The 20799-nt window shown below is 45.0% G+C and carries 24 protein-coding genes and 2 pseudogenes; all 26 read left to right on the top strand.

Annotated features, from left to right (window positions below):
- A complete protein-coding gene (locus NR201_RS02585) occupies positions 1-717 on the top strand; it encodes a hypothetical protein (RefSeq protein WP_029519557.1) in 717 nt (238 codons plus the stop codon).
- Positions 718-939: 222 nt separating this feature from the next.
- Complete coding sequence (locus tag NR201_RS02580) at positions 940-1785, top strand: hypothetical protein (protein ID WP_029519556.1); 846 nt, start codon at positions 940-942, stop codon at positions 1783-1785.
- A gap of 17 nt (positions 1786-1802) precedes the next feature.
- Positions 1803-2243 carry a DcrB-related protein gene (locus tag NR201_RS02575; RefSeq protein ID WP_010246011.1) on the top strand — a complete coding sequence of 147 codons (441 nt, stop codon included), beginning with the start codon at positions 1803-1805 and terminating at the stop codon, positions 2241-2243.
- A 3-nt stretch (positions 2244-2246) separates the two neighbouring features.
- On the top strand, positions 2247-6725 hold the full coding sequence (locus tag NR201_RS02570) for an RHS repeat-associated core domain-containing protein (RefSeq protein ID WP_256849344.1): 4479 nt from the start codon (positions 2247-2249) through the stop codon (positions 6723-6725).
- The gene (locus NR201_RS02565) at positions 6726-6971 is read left to right on the top strand and encodes a hypothetical protein (RefSeq protein WP_192033598.1); all 246 of its coding nucleotides are present in this window, start codon (positions 6726-6728) and stop codon (positions 6969-6971) included.
- A gap of 363 nt (positions 6972-7334) precedes the next feature.
- The gene (locus NR201_RS02560) at positions 7335-7544 is read left to right on the top strand and encodes a hypothetical protein (protein WP_192033599.1); all 210 of its coding nucleotides are present in this window, start codon (positions 7335-7337) and stop codon (positions 7542-7544) included.
- A 90-nt stretch (positions 7545-7634) separates the two neighbouring features.
- Positions 7635-8471: pseudogene (locus NR201_RS22670) on the top strand (RHS repeat-associated core domain-containing protein); the annotation flags it as partial.
- Positions 8468-8938 carry a hypothetical protein gene (locus tag NR201_RS02540; protein ID WP_256849342.1) on the top strand — a complete coding sequence of 157 codons (471 nt, stop codon included), beginning with the start codon at positions 8468-8470 and terminating at the stop codon, positions 8936-8938. The pseudogene NR201_RS22670 and the gene NR201_RS02540, both read left to right, overlap by 4 nt.
- Before the next feature lie 456 nt (positions 8939-9394).
- Positions 9395-10357, top strand: a complete 963-nt coding sequence (locus tag NR201_RS02535) for a hypothetical protein (RefSeq protein WP_062757482.1) — start codon at positions 9395-9397, stop codon at positions 10355-10357.
- Positions 10357-10938 (top strand): hypothetical protein, encoded by a 582-nt coding sequence (locus NR201_RS02530; protein ID WP_256849341.1) that lies wholly within the window; start codon positions 10357-10359, stop codon positions 10936-10938. The genes NR201_RS02535 and NR201_RS02530 overlap by 1 nt, the downstream gene beginning before the upstream one ends.
- Positions 10939-11093: 155 nt before the next feature.
- Positions 11094-11545 (top strand): annotated as a pseudogene (locus tag NR201_RS02525) (type IV secretion protein Rhs); the annotation flags it as partial.
- Between the two features lie 107 nt (positions 11546-11652).
- Positions 11653-11916 (top strand): hypothetical protein, encoded by a 264-nt coding sequence (locus tag NR201_RS02520; protein ID WP_064691219.1) that lies wholly within the window; start codon positions 11653-11655, stop codon positions 11914-11916.
- A gap of 275 nt (positions 11917-12191) precedes the next feature.
- A complete protein-coding gene (locus NR201_RS02515) occupies positions 12192-12563 on the top strand; it encodes a hypothetical protein (RefSeq protein ID WP_256849340.1) in 372 nt (123 codons plus the stop codon).
- A 169-nt stretch (positions 12564-12732) separates the two neighbouring features.
- Positions 12733-13044: a hypothetical protein gene (locus tag NR201_RS02510; protein ID WP_256849339.1), complete on the top strand. Its 312-nt coding sequence runs from the start codon at positions 12733-12735 to the stop codon at positions 13042-13044.
- 322 nt (positions 13045-13366) lie between these two features.
- Positions 13367-13582, top strand: coding sequence for a hypothetical protein (locus NR201_RS02505; protein WP_064691221.1), 216 nt, complete (start codon positions 13367-13369; stop codon positions 13580-13582).
- A 136-nt stretch (positions 13583-13718) separates the two neighbouring features.
- Complete coding sequence (locus NR201_RS02500) at positions 13719-13928, top strand: hypothetical protein (protein ID WP_163639509.1); 210 nt, start codon at positions 13719-13721, stop codon at positions 13926-13928.
- A gap of 220 nt (positions 13929-14148) precedes the next feature.
- Entirely contained in the window at positions 14149-14625 is a 477-nt protein-coding gene (locus tag NR201_RS02495; RefSeq protein WP_256849338.1) for a hypothetical protein, read from the top strand.
- Positions 14626-14928: 303 nt separating this feature from the next.
- On the top strand, positions 14929-15366 hold the full coding sequence (locus NR201_RS02490; RefSeq protein WP_249654514.1) for a hypothetical protein: 438 nt from the start codon (positions 14929-14931) through the stop codon (positions 15364-15366).
- Positions 15367-15591: 225 nt separating this feature from the next.
- Complete coding sequence (locus NR201_RS02485; protein ID WP_010669944.1) at positions 15592-15807, top strand: hypothetical protein; 216 nt, start codon at positions 15592-15594, stop codon at positions 15805-15807.
- A 206-nt stretch (positions 15808-16013) separates the two neighbouring features.
- Positions 16014-16220, top strand: a complete 207-nt coding sequence (locus tag NR201_RS02480; RefSeq protein ID WP_064691224.1) for a hypothetical protein — start codon at positions 16014-16016, stop codon at positions 16218-16220.
- 167 nt (positions 16221-16387) lie between these two features.
- Positions 16388-17479, top strand: a complete 1092-nt coding sequence (tri1, locus tag NR201_RS02475) for an ADP-ribosylarginine hydrolase Tri1 (protein WP_256849337.1) — start codon at positions 16388-16390, stop codon at positions 17477-17479.
- A 252-nt stretch (positions 17480-17731) separates the two neighbouring features.
- Positions 17732-18115, top strand: coding sequence for a hypothetical protein (locus NR201_RS02470; RefSeq protein WP_256849336.1), 384 nt, complete (start codon positions 17732-17734; stop codon positions 18113-18115).
- Between the two features lie 119 nt (positions 18116-18234).
- The gene (locus NR201_RS02465; RefSeq protein ID WP_052271739.1) at positions 18235-18768 is read left to right on the top strand and encodes a hypothetical protein; all 534 of its coding nucleotides are present in this window, start codon (positions 18235-18237) and stop codon (positions 18766-18768) included.
- A gap of 209 nt (positions 18769-18977) precedes the next feature.
- Positions 18978-19778 (top strand): hypothetical protein, encoded by an 801-nt coding sequence (locus NR201_RS02460; RefSeq protein WP_242462545.1) that lies wholly within the window; start codon positions 18978-18980, stop codon positions 19776-19778.
- A gap of 135 nt (positions 19779-19913) precedes the next feature.
- Positions 19914-20360 carry a hypothetical protein gene (locus NR201_RS02455; protein ID WP_155740622.1) on the top strand — a complete coding sequence of 149 codons (447 nt, stop codon included), beginning with the start codon at positions 19914-19916 and terminating at the stop codon, positions 20358-20360.
- Between the two features lie 84 nt (positions 20361-20444).
- A complete protein-coding gene (locus NR201_RS02450) occupies positions 20445-20690 on the top strand; it encodes a hypothetical protein (protein WP_207090948.1) in 246 nt (81 codons plus the stop codon).
- The last annotated feature ends 109 nt before the right edge of the window (positions 20691-20799 follow it).

Genomic DNA, 20799 nt, shown 5'->3' with positions numbered 1-20799 from the left:
ATGAATAAAGTTGGATTTAGCTTAGCGGTTTTGTTGTCAATTTCTTCATTGTCCTTGTTTGCTTCTGATAATTTTACTGGTCAGTGGAGTGGGCAAGAGAAAAATGATAATGGATCATTATATTCCACTCTAACATTAAAGTTAAAACAGAATAATAATAACATAACGGGTAGTTATTGTTATGTGACAAGGGGCGGAAACAAAATAGATTGCCCTGATGATAATGACAGCAATCTCAAAGGTACTGCAAACGGTAAAAATGCTTTGATTGAATTTGATTCTTCATTTGGCGGAGTGAAGGGTAAAGCAAATTTAGAACTTAAAGATAATAAAGTTTTATGGGAATTAATCAAAGACCCTGAGAATGGGGAGTTTTATGCGCCAAAAACTTATAATCTTGACAAAGATGTTAGTGAAGGGGATTTAAAATCAGATATGAAGGTTTTGTCTACATCTGATTTTACGATTACTTTATTGAATAGCTGTGGGGGTTTTTATACTGTGTGTGATAAGGTTAAATACATAGGCCTCAGAAATAAAGATGGAAAACAAATTACTCTTGAAGGTAAAACTACGCAACCTGTAAACTCAAATAAAGCTGAAGGGATGCTTTTCAATAATAGCGGTGTAGATTATGTTGTGAGCTTTAATCCGCTTGAATTGAAGGTGGTACAGGGTAATAAAACGCTTGTTAAGCAAGGTGGCAAGTGGGAATGATAATTTTCATTATCACTCAAGTGAGATTTTTACTGTATTTCAAGTAATAAGAATGACATTATAATAATGTTATGGGTTTTATTAGGGTGGTGATATGTACTCTCCACCCCATATAATGTTGAAGTGTGAGTGATTTCTTTAATTTAAAAGATTTTAATTACGTTGCTCTTAGTGATTAAATACCCTTCTTGTTTTCTATTGTCAACCCCCGATAAAAACACAATGATTGTAAATCGTTATTTCGCCAGCATTTTATTTGTGACTGTCCTCATGGTTTTATCTTGCATTGCAAGGGCTGAATCCAGCACGGAATCGACCATTCCTGCCCTTAACGAGGGCGATTTTTCCGTTCTGCTAAACGACTATGCTTTCACTCCCGGAGACACATGGAGCAATGAAAGCTTCGTACGGGCTGGTAAGGCTCTGAGTTCAGTTCTGGCCGGAGAAGTGGCTATCAATAACCAGCAGTACAACTACTTCCAGCATAGCTATGACGGCTTTGAGTTGTTCAGCGCGGCGGCGGTGGAAGATGCCAGCCACACGGTCCTGGCTGAGATCCTTCTGGAAAATGCCAATGTGCCGACGTCCCGAAATATAAAGGTAGGCGATAGCCTGGAACAGGTTCAGCAAGCCTATGGACCCGGAAAAGAAGATAACAGTGATAATCAGCACTGGCTTGTCTACCCGTCTGGCGGGAAACAGTTGATGTTTCAGATTGATCAGGGAAAGGTCAGCTGCATCATGTTGAAAACAGACATGGGTGCAGAGCAAAGCGAAATCATCGCTGACCAGGCTATCAGCGCTGCAACCGAAGCAATTCATACCTGGCAACTGACCACCCTCGATGAGAAATGCCTGCGATACGATCTTGACGACAGCAGTGATGAAAGTTTCTTTGTCATTACGGTTCGTGAAGATAATCACGACGACAGTTGCGGTGGCGATCCTGATATTACGCATCGACTTTTCGACATTAAAGTTGCGCGTGATAATACACAGATACTCACTAATGCCGATAACGTTGATGGCGAATACCATAGCCTTATTCCACCCGCCACAAACAATTAATAAAACGGATACCCAATATGCATTACCAATTTAATGAGGGCGCCTTTGCGCTTTTTCCTGCTGCCTGGCAGGACACCACCATGAATATTCTCCGCGATGAAGCCAGTGGGCTGGCATGGGTTGTGAGCCGTGGTGTTATTTCTGAGGGCAGTGATGCGGAAAAAGAGTTTCAGCGTCAGTGGGACACATTGCGGAGTCAGATGGGCCATATCCAGCAAACTGAATTTGTACGTTTGATGGCAGGTGTGGATAACACATTACACGCGGTAGAAGTTGAAACCGTATTTGACCGTAACGGGCAGGCAGTGTGGCAGAAACAGCTGGCTACACAGGTGCCTGACTCGAACATCTTAATGATTTTTACGCTCTCAGCCATGCGTCCATTCAATGAAGAGGATGGACAGCGCTGGAGTGCATTTAAACAAAGCCTGAGTCTGAACAATCCACGGAAAGCATAACCTATGGATAACCCTGCTGCCCGCGTGGGCGACGAGATCATTCACTCCAGCATTTTCGCTGATATCACGAGCATTGTTGCGGAAGGTGCGGCCTATGCCGTCATTGGTGCCGCAGTGGGTGCTGCTATCGTCTCGGCAGCGCCCCTGCTGGGTACAGGGGCGGCAGCGGCGAGTGTAGCAGCCGTGGGTAACAGTTGCCTGCTCAGCGGTATTCTGGGTGGTGTACTGGCCAATGCCGTTGGTCTGTCACAAGAGATCAGTAAAGCGGCCGATGGGCTGGGTAACATGATATTCCCGCCGTCACCTGCCGGAGTAATCGCCAGTGGATCAGTGGATGTCTACGTTAATGGTCTTTTAGCCGCACGCGCGGCCGGGATGCTCACGCCTGGCGAGACACCGCCACCGGAACCACAATCGCCGCAGAGCTTCGCGGACTATGGCGGCATGTTGCTCTCTGCGGTCGGCCAGTTTGGCAGTGCAATGTGGCAGCCCACGGTAGCCTCCGCCGATGCGGGCACCTCTCCGCTGGAGCAGGACAAAGTGGCCTGTGAAAAACACAGTGCACCGCAATATCTGGCTCAGGGATCGAAAAGCGTCTTTATCAATGGCCAGCCTGCGGTGCGCGCAAAGGATAAAACCACCTGTGACGCCACCGTGAGCGACGATGTTTCCCCCAATGTCATCATTGGTGGTGAAACTGTCACGGTCAGAGAGATCAAAAGTGGCAAGGTGCCAGGTCTGGCCGTGATGATGATCGGCCTTTCCCTCCTTCGTGGTCGCCCCAGTCAGATCATCAAAAACATGCCCTGCGCGCTGGCCGGTGCCGTGGGCGGTATGGCGGCGGACATGGCTATCAATGCGGCCTTCTCGTCGCTGTTTCCGGTTCATGCGGCGACCGGCGTCAAAGTCCTTAATGATGATGCCGAGCGCGATTTTTCCCTTCCCGGACGTTTCCCGCTCAGTTTTCAGCGCAGCTATAACAGCCTTACCCAGCGCGCTGGGCTGTTTGGTCAGGGCTGGGCCACGGTGTTTGACAGCTATCTGACGCTGGAAGGGAATCGGGCAACCTGGTTTGATGACAACGGGCGCGAGCTGAGCTTTGACGTTCCCGGTGACAAAGAGGTGCTCTACAGCATCAGCGAAGGGCTGATGGTACGGCGCAACGCGTCTGGCGATATCGCCATTGCCGATGACGACGGTGCGGTATGGCGTCTTTACAGACGCACGGCCGCTGATCCTCAGGTACTGCGGCTAACTTCACTGAGCGACGAGTACGGTAATGCGCTGGAGATGGGCTGGGATGAACAGGCCCGCCTGGTACGTATCCATGATGCGCCGCTGGCAATTGACGTCACGCTGCACTACGACAACAAACAGCACGCGCGGCGTCCGACATCAGCCAGCCATTTTGATGGCGATCAGCACTGGCCTCTCACGCGCTGGACCTACAATGATCGGGGCCAGCTTGCCAGCGTTACTGATGCCGCAGGCGTTGTCTCACGACGCTTCCGTTACAACGACGAAGGGTTAATGGTCTGGCACCAACTGCCGGGCGGGCTGGAGAGTGAATATCGCTGGCAGAAGCTGGATCACTGGCGCGTTGTAGAAAACCGCACCAACAGCGGTGATGGCTGCCACATGCATTACGATCTTGAGGCGGGCATCACGCGCGTGTCGACCTATGACGGTCAGCAGCGCGAACACCACTGGAATGCCGCGGGCCTCATCACCTGTTTTATCGACGAGCGCGGCGAGAAATGGCGTTACGAGTGGGATGAAAACGAACTCCTGACGCGTCGCATCGATCCGCTGGGCAACGCGGTGAGCTTCACCTATGACGATCTGGGCAACCGTGTTGAAGAGAAGGATGCTGACGGTGGTGTGCAGGCGGTGCAATGGCTGTCACACCGTTCGCTGCCCACGGTTGTTGCCGGAGCAGACGGTTCCACAACGAAATACTATTACGATCCCCATCACGGCCTTAAACGCGTTGTTGATGCGCTCGGGCAAAGCACGCTCTATCAGCGGGATGAGTTCGGACTGGTTGTCGAAGAGACTGACGCAGCAGGTAATAGCTACCGCCGTGAGTTTAATGATGCCGGCCAGGTTATCCGTGAAACCGATTGTTCAGGGCTGACCACGCGCTACCGTTATCATCCCCTGGGCTGGCTCAGCTGTGTCATCGCGCCGGATGGTGAAGAAACCCGTTATCACTATGATGCAGCAGGCCGTCCTCTTCAGCTGGAACGCGCAGAAGGATGGGAAGAGCGGTTGCACTGGAGTGAAAACGGACTGCCGCTGGCCTATGAATCGGCTGATGGCAAGCGCAGTGAATTCCGTTACGACAATGTCGGGCGATTGATCGCCAACCGTAATGCGCAGGGTGAGACGGTTCAGCGAAGCTGGGACAGCCGTGGCCGGCTGACGGCGCTGCAAAACGAGAACGGCGAGCAGTATCAGTTCGAGTGGGGCGCAGATTCTCTGTTGCTGGCCCAGGTCGGGCTGGATGGCGTTGCCACACGATATGACTATGATGCGGCGGGCCGCACGGTATCACGCACCTTTGCCGCCGGACATCCTCAGTCCATTACCCATCGCTATCACTGGAGCCGTGCGGGGCAACTGCTTGCGCGGACCACGCCGGAAGGCCAGACGCGCTATCACTACAGCGGTGGGGGGCAACTGGGCAAAGTGTCGCAGCATCTGCCGCTGTCTGACACCGAGTGGAGCCAGCAGGCCGAGCAGGAGATTACCTTTAAGTATGATGTGCTGGGCCGCATCGTTGCTGAGCAGGGGGAGCAGGGCGAACTGGCGTGGGAGTATGACGCGCTGGGCAACTGTACTGCCTTAACCCTGCCGGATGGGCGCAACCTGAAGCAACTTTATTATGGTAGCGGCCATCTGCTGAGCATCGCATTAGACAACCTGCCGGTCACGGAATTTACCCGTGACACGCTGCATCGGGAGCTGAGCCGGACGCAGGGCGGCCTGACCATGCGCAGTGAGTATGATCGCTTAGGCAGACTGCGCCGCCGTGACGTGTTTAAGGGTGACTCACAGCGACCTGCACCGCGCGTCTGGTCCCGCCGGCGCGACTTCGATTACGGCAACAACCTTATCCGTGAAGAGCGCGACGATAATCCGTTCAGCCAGACATTATGGAACTACGATAACGCCGGCCGGTTGTTGTCTCAGGACGGTGCGCAGCCGGGTAATGAACAGTGGCGCTGGGATAGCGCAGGCAACCCGCTGGATCGCCATAGTGCCGCTCATGTCATGCATAACCGCGTCACTGAACTGAACGGTATCCGCTGGCAGTACGATATTCATGGCCGTACCACTGAGAAAGATGACGGCCAGACCCGCTGGCGTTATCGCTACGATGGTGAGCATCGCCTGACGGACGTCATCAGCGAGCCACGTGACCGTAATAGGCCGCGTACTAAGGTGAGTTTCCGCTACGATCCGCTGGGGCGCCGCATCAGTAAAACCAGCCAGCAGCTTTTGCAGGGAAGGCCATCTGGCAACGCCGTCACGACGCGCTTTGTCTGGGAAGGCTACCGCCTGCTGCAGGAAATCCACGACGGGATCCCGCTGACCTACGTTTACAGCGACAGCCAGAGCTATGAGCCGCTGGCCCGTATTGATGGTGTGGAAAGCCCGGAGATTTACTGGTTCCATAATGCGGCCAACGGAATGCCGGAGCTGCTGACTGACGGTGAAGGGCAAAAAGCCTGGGAAGGCATTAACAGCCCGTGGGGCAAGCTGCTGCGCGAGTCCAGCCAGCGTGTTCCTGTGGTGGAGCAGAACCTGCGTATGCAGGGCCAGTACCTGGACCGGGAAACCGGACTGCACTACAATCTGTTTCGTTATTATGATCCGGACAGCGGACGGTTTACCCAGCAGGACCCGATAGGGCTGATGGGCGGGATTAACCTTTACCAGTATGCGCCGAATGCGCTGGGTTGGGTGGATCCTTGGGGGCTGAGTCGGTGTAGTAGTGGAAATAAGGATAAACCGGATTTCTATGTTGGGCCAGCAGGGCCAAGTGCGACAATGCCATCCACAGCTTATAGGTATGTCCGATACTTGAAGGACGATGGAAGCGTAGATAAGTGGGTTCCTGGTCTCCTTGAAAATAAAAAAGCTCCAGTTACATATTTTGGATTCGAAAAATTTGAAACCGGTAAAACAGCTCGTGATGCTTTTCAGATAAAAGGACCGGAGAAAGTTGATCCAACTTTACCTGGGGATGTTTCATGGAGTGATGCAAGAATTAGAGGAAGGTTTGATACGTTGCAGTTATATGAAAATGGCACTCCTCAAGTACGGCATCCGAGGATGTTCGGGGACGCAATAGGCGCGCCGTTAGAACAGTTTACAAATGCTTATCCTGAGTACGGTAAAGGTGGCGTACAACAAATGTATGCTGAAAAACGAGAGGTAAGCTTTGATGATATTGATATTTTGCCGGAGGAATAAATGAATTACCATTCATACAATGACGTGCTTGACTATCTGAAAGAATTTTTCAAAACCAGGGTTGAATCACCCAATTATCTTGAAGAATTAATATACCTAATTGAAGGTTCTCGCTCTGAAAAGACTGTAACAATCAGGGCTATATATCAAAAGTATATGCAATACATAAAAGAAAATAGAGATGTTGTTAGAGTTATTCCTGGTGAAAAAGAAATGTGGATAGAATTACTGGATCACTGGCAGTAAGAGTGAGTTTGTGAATTTATTATAGAGTGTCCCGGAGGTAACTATATTCTTCTTGAGTAAAAGCTTTTTTATGATTTTTTGTGCAAGGAAACAAAAACCATGCACTTGATAAAATTATTTAAAAAACCTTTGTAAAGCGTATGTTTAATATGTGAGGATGGGTAAGTTAAATTAGGGAGTCTACCAATCAGAGTCGCCATACTAAACTCAACAAGATTACGTATGCCATCTGGCAATGATTTGGGTTAAACGATTTTTCGGGTGCCCGATAGGTATAAACCAAGATGAGGTGCTGAAGCAGTCATAGATTCATCACTATTGAATAAAGAGGTTATCAATAAAATTTAAAGTAAGGATTGTATAATGGAAAAGGCTATTTTTAGCGCCTATGGTATGTTTCTTACTCAAGAAAATGGCAAATATCATATCAACTATGATGCTGGTGGTGTTACTAATAAAGATGTTAAATGTGAGATAAGCGTAGAAGAGTTTAATAAGGCAAAATTAAGCGAGCAAGATGCTTATGAAGTAATAATATGCACTCAAGTTAGAGATAAAACAAACCATTCATAGTAGTTTGATGAGTTTTATTTTTAATTTTATTGATTTCAAAGGCAGTAAAATATTTTTATAAAATGTTTTATTTGCCATAGATGCAAGCTGCCAGTGACGCGTATTGATGGTGTGGAAAGCCCGGAGATTTACTGGTTCCATAATGCGGCCAACGGAATGCCGAAACTGCTGACTGACACTGAAGGGCAAAAAGCCTGGGAAGGTATCAACAGCCCGTGGGGCAAGCTGCTGCGCGAGTTCAGCCAGCGGATGCCAGCCTTTCAGCAGAACCTGCGTATGCAGGGCCAGTACCTGGACCGGGACAAATTTGCTTAAGCAAATTTGAACATCGCTTCAGCGATGGCCCCAATGGGGTGAGGCACCGCAGGGGCCGAATCAACCGGACTGCACTACAATCTGTTTCGTTATTATGATCCGGACAGCGGACGGTTTACCCAGCAGGACCCGATAGGGCTGGCGGGCGGGATCAACCTCTACCAGTATGCGCCGAACGCGCTGGGTTGGGTGGATCCATGGGGGTTGATGAAATGTAAAGACCCTGCGAAAGAAGCGACGAAGTGGCAGGGGCCAGGGAATAGAGATTATCCAGGCATCGATGTTTATGAGAATACGGTTATAAAAAAAGGGACGATACTTTATGCTCTTCATCCTAATGGAGATCGGTTACCTGCTTATACTGTAAGCCATCCTACAGTCAGGCAGTATAAAGGTGATCCACTTGGCTATCATAAAGCTTTGCAAGTTATGCTAGACCCAGCATTTACAATGCGTTCAAAGGTGAGAGCTTACTACGTTACCGAAGATATACATGTAGCCAGAGGACGTGCTGAAGCTAATGCTCAGTATGGTCGAGGAGGAGGGCTACAGTTTTATATACCGGAAGAGGCTCGGCTTAAACTGAAACCTGGAAAAGTAATTGATATATGAAAAAAATGATTTTAGAAGAGAATGGTGCTTTGCTTGTAGATGGAAGTAAAATAGAACTTTCTTCTTACGAAAAATTTATTAATTCTTCGTTTTTTAAATCATCTGATGATCTTATAAGTGTAGGGGAATATTATTTTTCTGCAAAAAATGTTATGTGGCACAATGAACCGTTCCATGTGAAATTTAGGCCTGCTATTTTTTCTATTAATAAGAGCGTATTCCTGATCAGTGAAACTGGTTATTTTTATAAAAACATTAATAATTGGGAAAAAAGAGCAAATTTTAACGTTTTAATTGATGAAGAGAAAAGATTGTATGAGTGGGTGATGAAAAAGTATCCAAATGATTACAAGGGTGAATTAAAAGATCCTCCTTATGGTCATGTTTGGGAATTTTCATGGGGTGAGATAACAGTACAGTCTAATGAAAGATCATTTACGTGTGGGATATATATTGAGTGGAGATGAATTTAAAGTTAATCACCCTGTCAATATATTAATGTGTAGTGCTACTGCAGAAAATTATAATGTAGGGCGTTAAGGTTTAGCTATTAATCTTGGTAAGGGTTATAAATGCCTGCAGGCACTACGATATTCAAGGCCAAACGATTGAAAAAGATGACGGACATACCTGTTAGCGCTATTGCTACTATGGTGACTACCGCCTGAATAATGTTATTGTTGTTTTGCTCAATTTATTTTAAAAATTTTTTATGATGGAGTGTGGTTCTGCTATTATATGTCCTTGGTGAAAGGTTAAGTAGAATAACTATTGTTCTTTTGTTTAATTAAAGCATGATGGTTTTTTAGCGTATTGTATGCTTATTCATATGTAATCCTGTTGCGGTAATGACTGGACCTGCATTTCAAATTTCAATTTCTAAGAACTCTCTCTTCATCAGTTTGAGCCTATAAGGAGATAAAATGAACCTGCCAGGAATGAATCCCGAAAATAACTTACCGGGTTATGACATCGCGAGGATGACCGGTTATGGGGCACCTGATTTTGATTTCAAAGCGCTGGGTGCAGCAATGGATTGTACTCGGGAGTTTTATCAGGCTGGCATCATCTATGCGGATGGCGCACAGCGTTATCTTGTTCGGCCTGGTCAGCGTCATCCCAATGGTCAAAGTGGTATCGTTACACATCTGATTGTGACCAAAACGCCTAAGCAAGCCACAGCGTCTAATACGGGCAAGTCACTTAGTGAAGCAGTAAGCGTAACCTCAATGGGAACGGAGATTGCCTCCACCGTGCTTTCCTGTGGTGCAATGATTATCACAGCTGGCGTAGCGGTTATAGGCGCTTCAGCAACGCCTATAACCGCTGGCAGTAGCGGCGTGCTTGTTGCTATTGGTTATGCTGGCGCTGCCGCAACAGGCGTGCAATGTGTCAATGGTATTTACCGGGTTTATGATCTCGTCGAAAACGGTGGTGAAAACGTAGCGTGGCTGGACTCTCAGGATTGGTACGTTGCCACTTCAACGTCCCTTGACCTTATTTCACTAGCCAGTGTGGGCGGTGCGTTAAAAGAAGCCCTGGCAACATGGCGAGCGATGAAATCAGTCTCTTCTTTAAAAGCAACGGAGTGGCTCAGGAACTATCCAAGGCAGGACCGGGCTCGCCTTACTGAATTAATCATTAAGGCACAAAACCCTGGTATAAGTAATAAAGAGCTTAAAGCCGCCATCCGTGCAGGACTTTATCCAAAGCGTTTCCCTGTAGAGTCGGTGCAAAAAGAACTTGTTAAGCAACTCGCGCAGGTCGTTACGAGCGCAGCTGCTGTGGCAGGCAGTGCTGTCAGTGGTATCATTGCTGCTCCAGGTAATGTGCCACGTTCCGGGCGCTATATTGTGGGAACAATCCAGTCACTGGCGGTAATTTAATGCAATTTTTATCATGGCTTATTGGACGTAATATCACTGAACACCTGCAACAGGGTCGCGAAATAGATCAGGCAATCGCACGGCAGGATGATTCCATACTTGCCCGTTCCACTACAGAGCTTGAACGTTATTTTAAACAGCCTGCTGAGTCGCTTCCCAGGCAAAACGGCTTCCCGGTTGCGATAGTGCTGATGCTGTTGCTGGTTTCATTTGCATTTAATTTGCTGACGTTTCTGCACGCTTTACCTCCGCTCAGTCCACAGGTACATGCGTTGAGTTTTTTTGTTCCCTCAATCGTCGTTATTGGCGTGATACTCACGGCCAGTTACCTGCTTGCGCGAGGCCATACAGCCGGTGTGGCGGGGCTGGCTTACGTCTGTGCGATGTTGCTTATATCGACCGTTTTACTCTTGAGCTATAGCGTAGTTATGAGTAGCCACTCGGGTCTGTGGCTGCTTCTGGCTCTCGCGGCTTTGGTGGGTGCGCGCTGGATACTTAACGGGCAGGCTTTCATCCTTTTTGCCATTTACTGCCGGACAAAACGCCTCGCCAGCGTCGCCCGGCAGCGTCGCATGAAATAACCCATACTGGTCTGAAGTGCTGTTATCGCGGAATACCCATTCCGCGACTCTCTTCTATTTTTCTCTCAAACTGAAACCAAAAGCCAGATGCAAGTTACCCCCTTGTAAGTATTGATGATGAGGATAGCTCTGCTGCGATATGCAGGTTTCATTAGCGTTATTACGATTACGCTAACAATCTCAACCTTGAAGAGCGCGACGATATCCTTTCAACAGACATTATGGAACTACGATAATGCCGGTTGTTTGTTTGCCTTATGATGACGCGCAGCCGAGTTGTGAGCAATTGCGATGGGACAATGCAGGCAACACGCTGGATTGCAAGGCTGGTTCCGCCATAACCGCACGAAACAATATCCGCTTGCAATATAATTTCCATGGACGTACCACCGGGAAGTAGCATGGTCAGCCCCACTAATACTACCGTTACGATGGTGAGCACCGTTTGACGAACTTCCTCAGCGAACCGTGGGACCGCAATAAGCCATGCACGAAGGTGAGCTTCCGCTACGATCCACTGGAGCGTCGCATCAGTAAAACCAGCCAGCAATTGTTACAGTGCAAGTCGTCTGGCAACGCGGTAACTTTTTTGTCGCGTCAGGCATGGTGAACCCAGAACAGGTCATTACACAAAGAGTAGATTGCTTATTATGCTAATCGCAACATGAAAATATCTCGTCATCCACTTTGTCTGCGTTGAAAAACGGAACCATTATGACTTTCGAAGAAATAAGCCGAACAGTGTGCGATATTCTGAGCAGGTCTGGTTTTAACAAAGAGGCCAGTGAGATTAGCTCGATGGTTTTAATGATTAGTACACTGGAAAAAAATGATAAGAACAGAATATCTGCTATTGATGATTTGATTTCCCGTAGCCACGTTAAATGGCTTGGGGATTATTACATTAGTGATCTCAGCTATAAGGAATGGACTGATCTTATTTATGTTTTTAAGGGTAAGTTGTCCAGTGAAAAATAACGCATGTCGGATCATGGCTCATCACTCACATCACAGGTCATCTTCTGCTTTAATGATTACTGATGGCTTTTAGTTAATTTTGGAGAATGAGAACTGCAATTAATGCCAGAATTTTTCTCATCTATCCTGCTCCATGCTGTCAATTTATGACCTGGCTAAGTGCTGAATAAGTGCTTTTTGCATAGAATAAAAGTGAGAGTTAAAGTTGATTTATTGATGGCAAAATTAATGTATTTTTCGCTAATAAGTCGTCAGTCAATAAGAAAGGTGTTTAAATGAATAACATCAGTGGGTTAACATTGTTAGCTGATCGATCCACTATTCAGTGGGGATTTATGGATGAAGAATTTACATTGACATTATCAGGAATCGATCAGGTGTTGGTTGATGAAAGCAGAGATTTAATATTTGTTCTTGATCAGAAGGAAAGTTTGCCTGAAAGACTCACTATAATAAATGCGCAAGGCAAAATTTTATCATCTTTTTCACCGCCCGATGGTGGAGCATTCTACTACATGACGGTGGATTCAAAAAAAGAAGTCTTAATAGTCTGCGTTTTTACTGGCAAAATTGATGGCTGGAGTGACTGGCATTTCTCTTTCCATCAGCAAACTAATCAACTGGTGCGGTTATCACGGGCTTACTGATGCTGTAAAAGTTAATATAAATCATAATGGCCGCAGCGAATTATACCGGCCCTCACTGCCTGCAATGCGAATGTTATACTAATGATTAAATGGCCTGTGAATTCGGTCGTGTGAGTGGGTTGAGGTATCAGAAGCATGGCCTGTGAGGTGGGTAGTGTATTGTAAAGAAATGGCTCAAAAACTATTAATTGAATTTATGAATTTAAAAAACATTCTAATCAATGATGGAGAGCGTAACTGGATTAGAGGCGTTTTATCAATAATAGAAAAGCTCAGGGTTTCTATCGACTCTCAGGGGGGTGAATCAGCAAGTTATTGTAAGGATGCATGTGATACATGGAGGTTAATGTATGGCGGAAATGGTTCTTTCTCTGATTATCATCTCTGGCATGATGATTACAATGAGAGGATTAAACGTAATATTCCGCTGGATTCAATAAAGAGTAATATCGCTAAGATTCTTGATCACGTGGAAAAATAGCAAATCGTTTGTCTGGAGATTATCGGTTTCATGTTTTCCTATCTGTCATTCCATAACGCGGTTAAAAGTGTTTTCAGCCTGTTGCGTTTTCTATATTGTCAGGCAGGGCATGCAAAAATAGCGCCGTGCATCCATAGGAAAGCTTATGGAGACTCATGTGGCAGCTTTACATCCTGACCTATTCGTTATGTGAACGACGGTGTTGAAAATAAGTCTGGGTGCGAAGAGCACTTCAATCAGGCGTTTTGCTCAGGCCCGGAGAAGTGCAGTCAGGTTTCTGACATGTTCATCAGACCCCTTTAATTATTAATCGGTATTGAATATGCAATATCAAATCTTTTGCGATTATGGGATAACCCTTGTAGACAGGGATGGGATTCTTATTGCTTTGTTTGACTCGGGCAGGCTTGTTCCTGAATATCTTGAAGCTGAAATTAGCATGCATGAAGCTCTAAAAATCAAAAAAAGCCAACAGGATGCCTATGAAGTTATTATGTCATTAGGAGACAGGATTAAAAAAGTCCCACGAAAAACCTGAAGGATTTAAAGATTTTTATCGTAAATTTTATTCCAATGTATGAGAAAGGTTTGCTTAAGATACTATATTTTTGTCATTGTAACAGGATGCTCAGGCCAGTTTGATAAGAATACAACGTGTCGCTAAGGTGTTGGTGATGGAAAAAATGATATTTAGTGGCTATGGCATGTTCATCACTGAAGAGAATGGTAAGTATTACATCAACTTTGATGAAGGCGGCATTAGCATTAAAGATATAAGATATGAAATAAGTGAACAGGAGGCTATCAAAGCTCGCCAAAGCGGGCTGGATGCTTATGAAGTGATGTTAACGTCCCAGTCCAGAGCAAGAAAATGTAACTTGTGATTGAGTATTTTTTGCGCAAAGCCACTTGAATCTGCCAGGGTAAATAAGGCCAGCTCAATCGACTCTCGATTTAACGCGTAAAAAATGAAGTAAAGAGTGGCACTCAGGATCATGGCAGTCTGCGAACGTTGATAAGACAACGATTAAAGTAAATTTTTACATTGCATAGCTCTCGCCTGACGGGTTGAAGACACTAGTATTGTCCGGAAGAAAAATACAGATGGAAATCTCCAGAATAGCTGTAGATCGTCTTCAGAATATCCCGTGGTTTGTTAACATAGGTAGAGGCGGTTATTTGAATGACATAAAAAATATAACTGCTGAATCAGATTTTATCAGCCATATAACGAGCATCGATTGGGAAAATGTAACGCTTCAGGCGGGTAATGCGATAACCGGATATCTGGCAAAAAGACAAAGCTTGAAATATCACTACTGGAATGGTCTTGTCAGAGAAGCAAAAGAGATTATTGATATTGAAATCATACCCTTCATAAAGAATCCCAATTCAATAGATGATGATATCCTGGTCAATAATGTGAAGTGGGATTTAGTCAGTTTTCTTGCTGAAGATGCCTATAAATCATATTTACCTAACGAGCGATTTTTTGAGCGGCTGACGGTAATTTATGAGAATGGACATATTCCCTGTGGATGGGAAGGGCAATGGCCATCCGGCAGACTTGTTATCTATTGATGTATACTCGTCTGTGTTGCTGCTGGGTGAGTGAGTGCCAGTGAGCCACATAGAAGTGAAAACCTGCGTTTAGCACTAACACAAGCCTATAAGGACCACGAGCCCCCCGCCTGCCTGGTTACCCCTTTTGGACGGTGAGAGCGTGAAGAGCGTATCAGTCACTCGTTCCTGCCGGAGAATCTGACACCGGGTACTATCATGATGAGGAAGATAAGGATCGGTATGATAAAAATGATATATCGAAGAAATAGGGTACTGTTCATACTGACATTTTTTCTTTTTAGCGGGTTCGCAGATGCAAATATGCAAAATAAAGAGATCTGGAGTTTTATCACTCAGTTGAGTGCTTCACTTAAAAGTCTGTCTTTGGGAAATCTTAATCAGTTTCCGTTGGAATTGACATTACAAACACAAAATGACTACATCAACGTTTATCAGGAAAATTCGGTAAAACTGGAAGATGAAGCAAAAATTACTGATATTGAGTTGCGTGTCAGTAAATCATCAGGCGGCATGGCTCCTTTTCTGAGCTTTTCTCCCGATGGTAAATGCACAACTCTTGATGATGTCAGAAAACAGTATCCGGGTGTTAAGTTGAGTGACTATCCTCGCGGCCAATCTGAAAATGAAGTAACCAGCTATACATCTGCTCCAGAGGTGGATGGTCAGGTAATCACGTTTTCTTTTACTGTCAAAAATCCGGATTGCCTGAGTAAAGTGATCATCACGGCTAAAGAGTGAGTCTGGTGATGTTGAACATATTTCGATTCACCCGGATAGTAATGGCAGCACAATGCCGCTTAGCGCCATCTATTCCGGGAGCGTACAGCCTCACTACGGCTACACCGGGTAATGCCTCCGTCTCTTCCAGAGCATTACCTCAAAGGCAGCCCGGTCTGTTTCTAAAGCCTGAGCTTAGTGCGGCAATGCGCAATCCTTCAAACTGAAATATTTTAAGAGAACGGTATGAGCGAGACTCTATTTAGTGATTATGGTATTGATATCGTAGTAAGAGATGGAATTTTTTATATCCGATATGATGATGGCGGTTTAGTCGGTAAAGAGATTGAGTCTGAAATAAGCAAGGACGAAGCGCTCAAAGCTCAACGCAGCCCGGGTGATGCTAATGAAGTCATTTTATTAACTCAGGCCAGAGCTGGAATTAATATTGCTAAATTTTAGGCGGACTATCCGGGCCTGATTGTGTGAGTTTTTCCAGAAACTTTTCCTGTGCTTCTGCTCTTATTGAGTCCGTCATGAACTTTTTCAGAAATCCAGGGCTGAAAATTTTTAACGACATAGAAATTGATATTGACAAGGCCAGATAAAGAAACAGGCAGGGCGTATTCATCATTGTGAAATTTATCAACCATTCGGAAGTAAATAGGATGACTCAGCAAGATTTAAGAGAGCACCTGTTTTATTTAATCAATAAATATGTGCCGGAAAGCAATAGAAGTGATTTCTTCGAATGTATTCTAAGAGATGATGTTCCTGTAAAAGGGATTCTAGCAAACCTGAACATGGTAAAAGATATCACTCTGGATGAAAAAGATGGAGATTTACTAAGAGAGATTTATTTTAATTTTTGCTAAAAAACGCTAAAGATCAGGCGTTTCAGCGACCTTTGTTTCATAGACGTATTGGAGCGAAAAGCGGCTGCATGGTGATGGCCGGATTCCACACCAACACTTGCTCAGCGACGGGAAACCGCTCAACTCTGCTGCAATTAAAGTTAGTTCTATAAACGGAGAGTGATTTTATGATGGATCTCAGAGCTGGCGAAGACGAAATTTTTCATTATGCACAACGTTACGCCCATTTAATTCCACCCGTTTCGCGTCAGTTGATGAACAGGATGTCTTACAACCCTATACCGATGCCAGAAACGGCAGAAGACAAACAAAAGCCCAAATGGATGTACTCACAGCCTCAAAAGATCACTGATGTGCAGGCCCTGGACAAAGCGCAGGGTGCTCTCATAGGACTGGCGGCAGGAGACGCGATTGGTACAACACTGGCGTTTGTTCCGCGCGATAAGGCCTATGTAGACGATATGGTTGGCATGGGACCTTTCAACCTGAAACCCGGGGAATGGACTGATGACACCTCAATGGCACTTTGTCTGGCTGAAACTTACATTGAGAGCCATAAGTGTGACACGACGCTGTTCCGTCAAAAGCTACTCAGCTGGTACAGAAACGGGACGAATAGCTCAAACGGTGTCTGCTTCAACATAGGTAACACAACCCGCGTTGCGCTTGAGCAATTTGAACAACACGGACCCACCTGGATGGGGAATACTTCACCTGATACCGCAGGGAATGCCGCTCTGGTCCGACTGGCACCCACCGCTATTTTCAGGAGAAAATCATTTGTTGACGCCTTGCGTGATGCAAAACAACAGAGTAACGCAACGCATCGCGCGGCTGAGTCTGTCAGCTGTTGCCGTTTTTTCATCTTAATACTTCATTACCTTTTAAATGGTTACAGTAAAAGTGAAAGCCTGGCGCCGCATCTTATGGGATCATCATTACGTGTTCTTCTGATCAACGCCGGTGAATATAAAGAAAAATACCGGGATCAAATACGATCTTCTGCCTATGTCATCGACACCCTGGAAGCAGCATTATGGGCCGTCTGGCATACAGATAATTTCAAAGAGGCTGTTTTGCTGGCGGCGAATCTGGGTAATGATGCAGATAGCATAGCGGCTGCCGCTGGTCAGCTCGCGGGTGCGTTATATGGTCTGTCAGGCATTCCTGAGGGATGGGTTGAGAAAATAGCGCATAAAGAGAGGATTCTTTCATTGGCGAAACAGCTTTATGAAATGGCACCCGACGAAAAAGATTGAAGTCATCGCGTAACACAACACGGTCGCCTGGGATGTGTCAGGTGAGTTCTGCCTTGCACAACGGCCTGACGTTATTGGCCATAGAGGATATTCAGTACATTAAGAGTTGATCACCCTCTGCCTGTCACACGACAGTTCTTGCAGAGCAGGTTAACTCTTTCAAAGGAAGTGCCTTCAGAATGCCCCCCAGTTCATATTTCTGGCCGGTGTGCTAACAAGTGGAGTCGTGACAGACCCGGGAGATGTAGCAATATGGATGATCTAAGCTATCTGCTATCTGCGATGCCAGCATCAAGAGATGTTTGGACTCAGTGTTTGAGTGAGATTTTCCTGTCTGATAGCCTCGAAATCGGTGTTTCTTATAATGAATCACTAAGTTTATTATTATCTAAATATCGAAGCAGAAAGCGGTCAACTGAGATTGATATCAGCGATCCCCTGGGTCTGGATGCACTGATTAAACGTTTAGCAGCCCTTAAAGATAATACCAAAATCATTGTCTTTCCGTTAAAAAATGGTGTGATGTCTGGCCATTGCTTTGTAATAGATAATGAAATTATTGGTTGTGCTTTCATTAAACGTGGCCGTGCTTGTTCCCAGGAAGGGCTTTGGATAGAAGGGAAAAAGTTGTGTTGACAGGCGCTAAGAGAAAACCTCTGACAATCAAGGTTCTTTCTATGGGACCGCGGAAATTTTCATCTCACAATGAAAATGTTTGTGGCGTGAAAATGTAAATAACCTTTCCAGAGAGGCTAATGCAGGGTATGGGCGATGGAGTTGTGATTCACGTGAGGAAAGGAGACTATGCAATTCTCGAAACAAAAAAGGGTTATATAATCAGTGTTTTGTTTCCTAATGCCTACAGAAACTCTCACTTTGATGTGAGCAGGTATTTTAAACTGGATATATCAGGACTGATACAGTCAGGTGATTTTGAAGCACTTGATGAATTGTCTCAGGATATAAGAAGGGATTATGCCTCATTTCAACGATATGAAACTGAAAAGGTCAACGTTACAGGACGACGACTGATGAGTAAGTTGAAATTGGCCATGAAACCCTGGGATTTCACATTATATCGGTGTGGGAACGATACGCATGTACTCAAGGTTATTTTCAGTGAGGGAAATTACAAAGTCGACGTTGAAAGATTTTTCATTGTGACTGACTATCTACTGAACGCAGAAGATCTGTTTAGCACGTGCGAAAGGGTATCTGCAAATATCAGGATGTCTTGCGAAGATTTTGCTAACAGCGAAATAAGTAAGCGTGATTTTGATTTGCTTTAAAATGTTATTTTCAGGGCGGACACCGGTTTTAATGCCACTGTTTTGCTACAGCCAGACCAGTAACGCCCGAGGACTCCCGATTGAAGGAGTTAAAATAAGAGCAGCCTCTCAGAGTCAGTTCAGATGCGATGAAACTGATTTTCATTTAATTCCTTTAAAAGGAATTGATGTACAGACAATTCTGGCTATTAAATTTATTCAGGCAGGTAATGATGAGATTATTTAGAAGAGTGATTTTTTTGTTTATCGTCTCTGGTACCATAATAGGTGCCGCTATGGCTTCTGAAAATTCACAACCGTTGTCTCAGTATGATAGCTTAGCCAAAATTTCAGCTATCTTTAATAACCAGGCAGTTGTTTCCAGTTTAAAATCTGTGCTGGGCAAAGACTACAACGAATTTAGTCAGAACTTTGATGTGTTTGGTGAACCTCATAAAACTAAAGAGGGAGGATTATTCGCTGAGGGCTGGCTAAAAGATCTTTATCTTGAACAGGCTTCAGCGTTTGTCATACAGCCTGATGGTAAAATTTATGCTGCGTGGTTCTCTCCGGAAAGCAATGAAGTGCATTATGTCTCTAATGCACCGGGAAGGGACACAATACAGGAAGATATTGCTGACTGGGTGCAGCGTTTTGACAAGGTGCCGTCACCTGGCGTGAATGCTAAACAAAAAAAGAGCAGTAAAAAGGAACGCTTTTTCGAGACAAGCCAATTCAGGATTAAAATAACCTCGCTTTGTGCGACTGATTCAGACTGCAATGATGTTAGCTACGAAGGGGTTCGAAAGTCAGATGGCGCGGTTGCCAGGCTTAAAGGTAAAGCTATGAAAAGCGACTGCGGTAAAACCTCTTGTCCGATCCTCACTTATACATTTCGAAATCATGATGCAAGTTATATTATCAATAACGTGATCAATAATCTTTCCGTTATTGTTAATGGTAAGGTTGTGCTTTCCGAAACAGGGAAGTGGAGTGACGTTCCCAGATACATAAACAGACTCGAGTTTTAATGACGCACTACGGTGATAATGATCATGATGCAACCGTATGCTGTGCATGATAAATTTAATGTCCTGTCGTTGAAGAGATAAGTGCAGAGTTATAATCGTATCTCAATCTGTAATAACAAAGACGAGTTTTTAAATATGAGCTTAAAATACGCAATGGGAGAGCTGGTTTTTAATGATTCGTTGATTTTAACCCCAAAAACAACTAAACATGAGTTGATGTCAATTCCTGGGTTTGTCTGGGAGTCATGGCCAGATAATATTGAGGATACAGTTTCATACAGAAGTGTTTTTTCGTTTAAAAACAATAATAGTGGCGATATTTATTTGGTTGTCAGTTTTTTTGAGTCCGGGAACTCAGATGCTGTAATATCGCGCTGGAGTTTTGCACCAGAAAAATTGTTGATGGGTGAGCAGAAAAGCCTTACAGGAGGCATAACTAAAATATTAAAACGTTGGTTTAAGGAACAAACGAGAACTTCATTACCTTTAAACGGGGTTTGGGGCAGCATCGATGTAGTTTATGACGTTTATAACAGAACGGCGACAATAAATTGTCACTATCGTTCAGGTTCCGAAAAGTAAATTTAATAAAAATGGTTTTTATCAATAGCGATGCAGGATATAATATGCGATTGTGAGCACTGTTAAGTTCAGGGTGAAGTTAATATGAAGGCTGATATGTTTTTTAAAGCCAGAAGTTTAGTCTGCCTGATCATTCAGGATGTAAACCTATCTTCTGGGTTAGCTAAGAATATCTCTTATGCTCTTGACTATAGTATAAGCTCAGGTGAGATGCTCATCAGGCTGAATTTTTATCTTGATCAAATATTGAGCGAGCCGGATATATATAGCATTGAGGTTATTAAATTAGCCTCTGGCTTACAATTCGATATTAAAAAGATTCTTAGCTGATCATCATTCTAAGGAATTCAGCTAATTAACATGATGATTGTGCTCATTTTTTGCTGGGCTAGTTGTACCTGATATTTAACGCTCAAAGCTTTTAAACGGAATAAAGAGT

Source organism: Pantoea sp. Fr-CA_6 (assembly GCF_024520895.1).
Classification (GTDB): domain Bacteria; phylum Pseudomonadota; class Gammaproteobacteria; order Enterobacterales; family Enterobacteriaceae; genus Pantoea; species Pantoea agglomerans.
This window is presented reverse-complemented; position numbering and strand designations above follow the sequence as displayed.